The 6,121-nt window shown below is 67.4% G+C and carries 7 protein-coding genes; 1 reads left to right on the top strand and 6 read right to left on the bottom strand.

Annotation, left to right across the window (positions count from 1 at the left end; all coding sequences use genetic code 11):
- Window positions 1–118: 118 nt before the first annotated feature.
- The 6 genes from ACIHAO_RS00670 to ACIHAO_RS00645 form a co-directional block, all read right to left on the bottom strand.
- The gene (locus ACIHAO_RS00670; protein WP_396554102.1) at window positions 119–967 is read right to left on the bottom strand and encodes a hypothetical protein; all 849 of its coding nucleotides are present in this window, start codon (window positions 965–967) and stop codon (window positions 119–121) included.
- Window positions 964–2,076, bottom strand: a complete 1,113-nt coding sequence (locus ACIHAO_RS00665; protein ID WP_396554101.1) for a pentapeptide repeat-containing protein — start codon at window positions 2,074–2,076, stop codon at window positions 964–966. Before ACIHAO_RS00665 ends, ACIHAO_RS00670 begins: the two co-directional genes overlap by 4 nt.
- Entirely contained in the window at window positions 2,073–2,861 is a 789-nt protein-coding gene (locus tag ACIHAO_RS00660; protein WP_396554100.1) for a Twin-arginine translocation protein TatA, read from the bottom strand. Before ACIHAO_RS00660 ends, ACIHAO_RS00665 begins: the two co-directional genes overlap by 4 nt.
- Window positions 2,862–3,026: 165 nt before the next feature.
- Window positions 3,027–3,872 (bottom strand): lysozyme, encoded by an 846-nt coding sequence (locus ACIHAO_RS00655; protein ID WP_396554099.1) that lies wholly within the window; start codon window positions 3,870–3,872, stop codon window positions 3,027–3,029.
- Window positions 3,873–4,064: 192 nt separating this feature from the next.
- Window positions 4,065–4,880: a lysozyme gene (locus tag ACIHAO_RS00650; protein ID WP_396554098.1), complete on the bottom strand. Its 816-nt coding sequence runs from the start codon at window positions 4,878–4,880 to the stop codon at window positions 4,065–4,067.
- A 104-nt stretch (window positions 4,881–4,984) separates the two neighbouring features.
- The gene (locus ACIHAO_RS00645; RefSeq protein ID WP_396554766.1) at window positions 4,985–5,611 is read right to left on the bottom strand and encodes a type VII secretion system-associated protein; all 627 of its coding nucleotides are present in this window, start codon (window positions 5,609–5,611) and stop codon (window positions 4,985–4,987) included.
- A gap of 53 nt (window positions 5,612–5,664) precedes the next feature.
- Between ACIHAO_RS00645 and ACIHAO_RS00640 the strand changes: the two genes are divergently transcribed.
- Complete coding sequence (locus ACIHAO_RS00640; protein WP_034312575.1) at window positions 5,665–6,045, top strand: sterol carrier family protein; 381 nt, start codon at window positions 5,665–5,667, stop codon at window positions 6,043–6,045.
- Window positions 6,046–6,121 lie beyond the last annotated feature (76 nt).

Raw genomic sequence — 6,121 nt, 5'->3', positions numbered from 1 at the left:
GGGACTCGCTGGGGGTGAGTGGGCCGCGCCCGGTCCCGGCACTTTCCCACGTATTTTTGGGGCCGGTTGGGGGGGGGGGGTGGTGTGTGGTAAGTGTCGTTCTAACGACACTTACCACTCACGACATCTCTGAACCCGCCCCGAACTTCGCGCCCTCAAGCGACGGAGGCTCCGCGAAGGCCGCCACGCTCAAGTCGACAGACGTCTCGACGACCGTGTTGTCCAGCGACACCTTGCGTTCGAAGCTCGCCCTGGTGACCTCGAACTTGCCGTGGATCGTCGCGTTCTCGAGCAGGAACTTCCCGGACAGCTGGGTGTCGGTGAGGTCGATATAGGTCAGCACCTCGCAGCGGTCCGCGCCGAACCAGCCGACCCGCCTGCCGAGCAGTCCCAGCTTGTCGAGCCGCGCGTCGCTGAGGTTGAGCGAAAGCGTCGGCCCGGTGGTCCCGGCGTGGGGGAGGATGTCGCGGATCAGCCGTTCGGCCGCGCGCCGGACCAGCCGTTCGCGTTCCGCGGCTGCCCGGTCTTCGTCGCTCCAGTCGATTTTCTTGCCCGCCGCGACGTCGAAACTCGGATGTTCGAACGGCCGCCGCAAGTAGGCGCACAGCACGTCGAGCACCGTCTGCCGGTACTCCGGACGCGTCCTGGCCAGTCCCGCGAGCGAATGCATCGCACCGACCCGGACCTGATCGGCCTCGTTGCCCAGCAGTTCGATCGACTTGGCGAAGCGCTCGTCGGAGATCCGGCTGCGCTCGATCTCGTGCCTGTCCTCTTCGGTCCGCCTTCGCCGGTCGTTGAGCCAGAGCCCGTAGAGCGCGGCGATCGCCCCGCCGGCGAGGGCGCCGGTCTTGAGCGCGTCGCCGCGGCTGGTCGCGCGATCCGTGAGCAGCCAGGCGGTGACCCCGACGAGCACCACGACCGAGGACAGCAACGTCCACAACAAGGGTGACTTGAGCAGGCGCTTCATCGGTCCTTCACCGTGAGCCGGGCACGGCCGTCCGGCAGGGTCTCGACGGCCCAGCCGTCCGGGAGTGCGTGGTCCCTCGCGGGTTCCACCGTCGTGTTGCGCAGCTCGACCGTGCCGGGCGGCTCGCGGAAACTCAGATCCGCGAAGCCTTGGAACCGGGCCCGGTGCAGATCCAGCGTCCCCTTGAACCGGGAGCCGGCGAAGACCACGTCCTTGGCGAAGACGCTGTCCTTGAAGGACGTCTCGCCCGCGAACACGGTGCCGCGGAACTCGGCGTCCTCGGAGAACTGGACCCCGCTGAACCACGCGCGCTGTTCGAATTTGGCGTCATTGCACCGGAAGAAGCCGATCAGCTTCTTCGCGGCCGTTCCCGCGCCGGTCAGATACACCGGCCCGAGGAACACACAGCCGGACAGATTGGTGCTGCTGTACAGACCGCCGTAGCGGAGCAGCAGCTTGCCGATCTTCCGCTCCGACAGGTCGAAGTACTCCAGGACCGCGCCGGTCAGGTCGAGGTCGTACCCCGGCGTGCCCTCGGAATCCGCGGCCGGGAGCAGTTCGCCGATGAGCCGCTGGGCGGTCTGCCGCACCTGGAGCTCTTGCTCCTGCTCCGCTTTGCCAGGTGCGGGCAGCTTGTTCCCGGGGCGTTTCGCCTTCTCTTCGTCGTACCGCGGATGGTCGAACGGCCGCCGCAGGTACGAGCACAGGATGTCCAGCACGGTCTGCTTGTAGATCTCGCGGCCGCGAGCCAGCCCGGCCAACGCGTGCAAGGCCCCGACCCGTACCTGGTCGGCCTCGTGCCCGAGCAGTTCGACGGCCTTCGCGAACCGTTCGTCCGAGATCCGGTCGCGGTCCTGGTCGGCCCGCCGCAGTTCGAGTTCTTGCCGCTGTCGCTCGACTTCCTGCCGCCGCTCCTCGACCCGGCGCCGCCTGTCGTTGAGCCACAACGCGTACAGCGCGACGATGGCGCCTCCGGCGATGCCGCCGGTCTTCAGCGCCTCGCTGCGGCTGGTCGCCGGATCCGTCAGCAACCAGCCGCCGACCGCGAGCAGCAGGACGAGCGAGACGACGAACGTCCAGAGCAGCGGGGAGCGGAGCAACCGCTTCATCGGACCTTGGAGACCAGCAGGGAAGAGACGCAGTAGGCGCTGCCCGATTGGCTCTGCGCGATCACGGTGCCCTTGGCGTCGGCACCCTCGACCGTTCCGGTGATCTCGGCCATGACGATGCTGCTGGTGCCCTGGGTCTTCTTGACCTCGGCCGTGGAGCCCGGCGGCAGGAAGAGGTCGATCATGCTGCCCATGTTCGCCCGCCGGTTTTCACAGGCGAGGGCGACCGCGCCGGTCTTGTCGCCGCTGGAGATCTTGGCGAGGAAGTCCGTGATGACCTGGACGCCCTGAGGATCGCCGGCCCCGCCACCGTTCTCCGAGCTCCTCGGGGTCCTGGTCGTGCTCGACTTCGGGCTGCTCTTCGGCGCGGAGGTCGGCGCGTTCTCGGACGACGACGCGGGCGGCGCGGCGGTGTTGTTCCCGTCGTCCTTGCCGAGCAGGAAGCCCGGCGCGACGAAGCCGGTGACACCGAAGGCGATCAGCACGACCACGCCGATCACGATCCCGATGATCAGTCCGGTCTTGCTCTTCTGCGGCGGCGGGCCGCCTTGGCCCTGCGGGTAACCCTGCTGGTTCGGGTCCCAGCCCTGCTGCTGGTACTGCTGGTTCGGGTCCCAGCCCTGCTGGGGCTGCTGCTGGTACTGCTGCGTCTGGTCCCAGCCCTGCTGCTGCCCGTACTGCTGAGGCTGACCGTACTGCTGGGTCTGGTCCCAGCCACCCGGCTGCGGTTGCTGTCCCTGGGGGTCCTGGCCGTAGGGCTGGCCTGGCTGGGGTGGGTAGGTCATCGGTCTCGCCTTCCGTACTGGGGCCTGAGGCTGGAGATCAGACGACCGGCGGTCAGCGCTGGTTCCGGATCCGCCCATGCCAGGGATTTCTGCTCGGAAGGTACCTCGCCGGAAAAAACGGCTCCCGGCCGAGGCCGGGAGCCGCCTTTTCACGGAATGCGCAGCTCAGCCGTTGGCGAGTGCCTGCAAACGGTCGTACGCGCCGTTGAAGGTGTTCTGGTCGAGCGGGCTGGAGGTGTACTGCCACACGGTGTAGAAGCTCCAGCCGTACGGCAGCGTGCCCACGGTGGACGCGTACCGCGCGATCCACAGCGGGACGGTGCCACCGAAGTTCTGCGAAGTGCCGACGCAGGTGCTCCACCAGCTGGTCGAGGTGTAGATGACGGGCCAGCGGCCGGTGCGCGCCTTGTACCGGTCGTGGAACGCGCGGATCCATGCCCCCATGGAAGCCTGGCTCAAGCCGTAGCAGGTGGCGCCGTACGGGTTGTACTCCATGTCCAGCGCGCCCGGCAGGGTCTTGCCGTCCTTCGACCAGCCGCCGCCGTTGTTGATGAAGAAGTCCGCCTGCGCCGCACCGCCGGAGACGTTCGGCAGGGCGAAGTGGTACGCGCCGCGGATGAAGCCCTGGCTGTAGGAACCGTTGTACTGCTGGGCGAAGTACGGGTTCTTGTAGCTCGTGCCTTCGGTGGCCTTCGTCCACACGAAGCGTTTGCCCTGACCCCACCAGTAGGCCCAGTCGACGTTCTTCTGGTAGCTGGCCACGTCCATGCCCGCGACGGTCGCGAGCACCCCGGCCTCGGGCTGCGGCTGCGCGGCCTTGGCCTTCGACTCCGGGGTGGAGGTGTCGCCTTCCACTCGCCGGATCTGCGATCCGATCGTGTGGTCGTTCTGCTGGAGATCCTGTTCGATCGACATGATCTCGGGGGACGGGGCGGCCGACGCCTGGACCGTGCTGCCGAGCAGGAGCAGCGCGGAACCGACGGCGATGGTGATTCTTCGGGAAGTGCGCATTACGACAATCCCTTCACGGATAACCCTCGCTGAGGACGGCGACCTTGCAGGTGGTAGCCGTCCGGGCACGATTGTTGACGATGAGTGCCGGGTTTGTCACTAACTTCCGTGAAATTGGTACTACGCGTGGGTGATTTTCATTTCCAATTAGGTCGGGTTATGTGATCTTGTAACACCCACCCGCGTGATCACTCAGCCGGTGGCCAGCGCGCGCACCCGGTCGACCGTGCCGTTGAACCAGTTCTGGTCGCCGGGCAGGCTGCCCTTGTTCGAGAACTGCCAGATGGTCTGGTGTTTCCAGCTCGCGGGCAGCTCGCCGATCTCCGTGTTGTAGCGCGCGAGCCACAACGGGTTCTGCCAGAACGCGTTGCTGTTGCCGGTGCAGCGCTTCCACCAGCTCGTCGACGTGTAGATCGCCGGATGCCGCCCGGTCCGCCACAGATAGGCCTCCGCGAACGACGCCATCCACGCGACCATCTGAGCAGGCGTCTTGCCGTAACACGTTTCGCCGTAAGGGTTGTACTCGACGTCGAGGGCGCCCGGCAGCGTCTTGCCGTCGCCCGACCAGCCGCCGCCGTGGTCGACGAAGTAGTGCGCCTGCGCGGCGCCGTCCGAGATGTCGGGACGGGCGAAGTGGTACGCGCCGCGGACCAGGCCGACGCCGTAGGAACCGTTGTACTGCTGGGGAAAGCGCGGATTGACGAAGCCGGTGCCTTCGGTCGCCTTCACGTAGACGAACTTCGCACCGGTCCTGGCGGCTCCGGGCCAGTCGACGTCGCCCTGATGTCCGCTGACGTCGTGGCCGAGCGTCTGCGCTTCGCCGCCGTACAGCGGCCCCACCGACACATTGACGCCCTCGTGCAGTGCGATCTGCGAACCGGCGTAGTGCTCCTCCGCCCCGTCGTATCGGGGCCCGCTTTCACGTGCCACGGCGGGGGTCTGCGCGAGCAGCAGAACCCCCGCCGCGAGGACGGCCCCCCAGCCTTTTGAACACACTCTGCGACTCATCACGTCGCCACGATCCCCCTCGGAAAGAGAATCAGCGACTCGAACATCACCCGAAAGAGTGGCTTGCAGCCCGAAAAAATTGGGCCGAGTGGGTTAATCGGGCCTCAGCGACGCTCGTCCGAAAGGGCTTTGTCGAGGTGCTCCGAGGGGACGATCGCGGTGAGCCGATCGTGCGGATTGATCGTCACGGGGTGCCCGGCGAGCAGCGGGACCATGTCCCGGCCCAGCACCGCGCGGGCGTGCGGCCATTCGCGCGGGACCAGCGCCTTCGCCGTGTACGCCGGCACGAGCACCTTGCCGTCGGTGTTGTGGAAGCCGATCACCGTGCGCTGCACCGGGGAAAGCGCGTAGACGAACAGCGTCGAGTCGAGGATGACCCGGGGCAGATCGGCGGCCGGGCGGTGGTTCGTGCGCACCAGCTGGAGCAACTGCTCGAGTTCGTTGCGCGGCTCCGGGAAGCCGAGCGCCTTCGGCGAGGGGCGGTAGCGGTCGTTGGGGTGGAAGTCCTCGACGATCTCACCCGCGCCGTTCACCGGGTACGCGCCGACGACCGCCCAGGACGGCACCGGGCCGTCGGGATCGAAGGCCTCGTCGATGACATAAAGCCAGCTGTTCGGGTTGGCCTTGGCGTTGGCGCGCATCTCTTCGGTGATCTTCGGCTTGGCCTGTTTCCGCTTGCCCGCCGGGCTCGACGCCAACCGATCCGCCTCGTCCCGCTGCGCCATCGCCATCCCCACGTTCCGGGTGCCTAAAGGTTTGTTCGCGCTCACTCTACTGTTCTCCCATGGCCTCTTCGCGTTCGGTCGACCCCGCTGAGTTACGTGCCGCGATCGCGGCGATTTCCCCTTGGTTGAGCGGATCCGGTCCGGAACCGGCCCGTCCGGAGCTGGCCGCGGCGGTGCGGCTGAGCCTACGGACGCTGGCCGGGGACGCCCCGGGGAAGAGTGTCGAAGTGCGGGTGCCGCCGTTCGCGGCCGTGCAGTGTGTCGAAGGATTGCGCCATACGCGCGGGACGCCGCCGAACGTCGTCGAAACGGATCCGCGCACGTGGCTGGAACTGGCGACCGGGCTGCTCGGCTGGGCCGACGCCGTCGAATCGGGGCGGGTCACCGCCTCCGGGAGCAGGGCCGATCTGGCCCGCTGGCTGCCGCTCGTGCGCCTCTGAACCTCGGGCTCGCGCGTGCAATGAAAGGCCCCTTCATTGCAAAATTTGCAATGAAGGGGCCTTTCATTGCGGCCGC

The organism is Amycolatopsis sp. NPDC052450 (assembly GCF_044547565.1).
In the GTDB taxonomy this organism is placed as follows: domain Bacteria; phylum Actinomycetota; class Actinomycetes; order Mycobacteriales; family Pseudonocardiaceae; genus Amycolatopsis.
The sequence above is the reverse complement of the archived record's forward strand: the minus strand, read 5'-3'. Positions and strand labels throughout refer to the sequence as shown.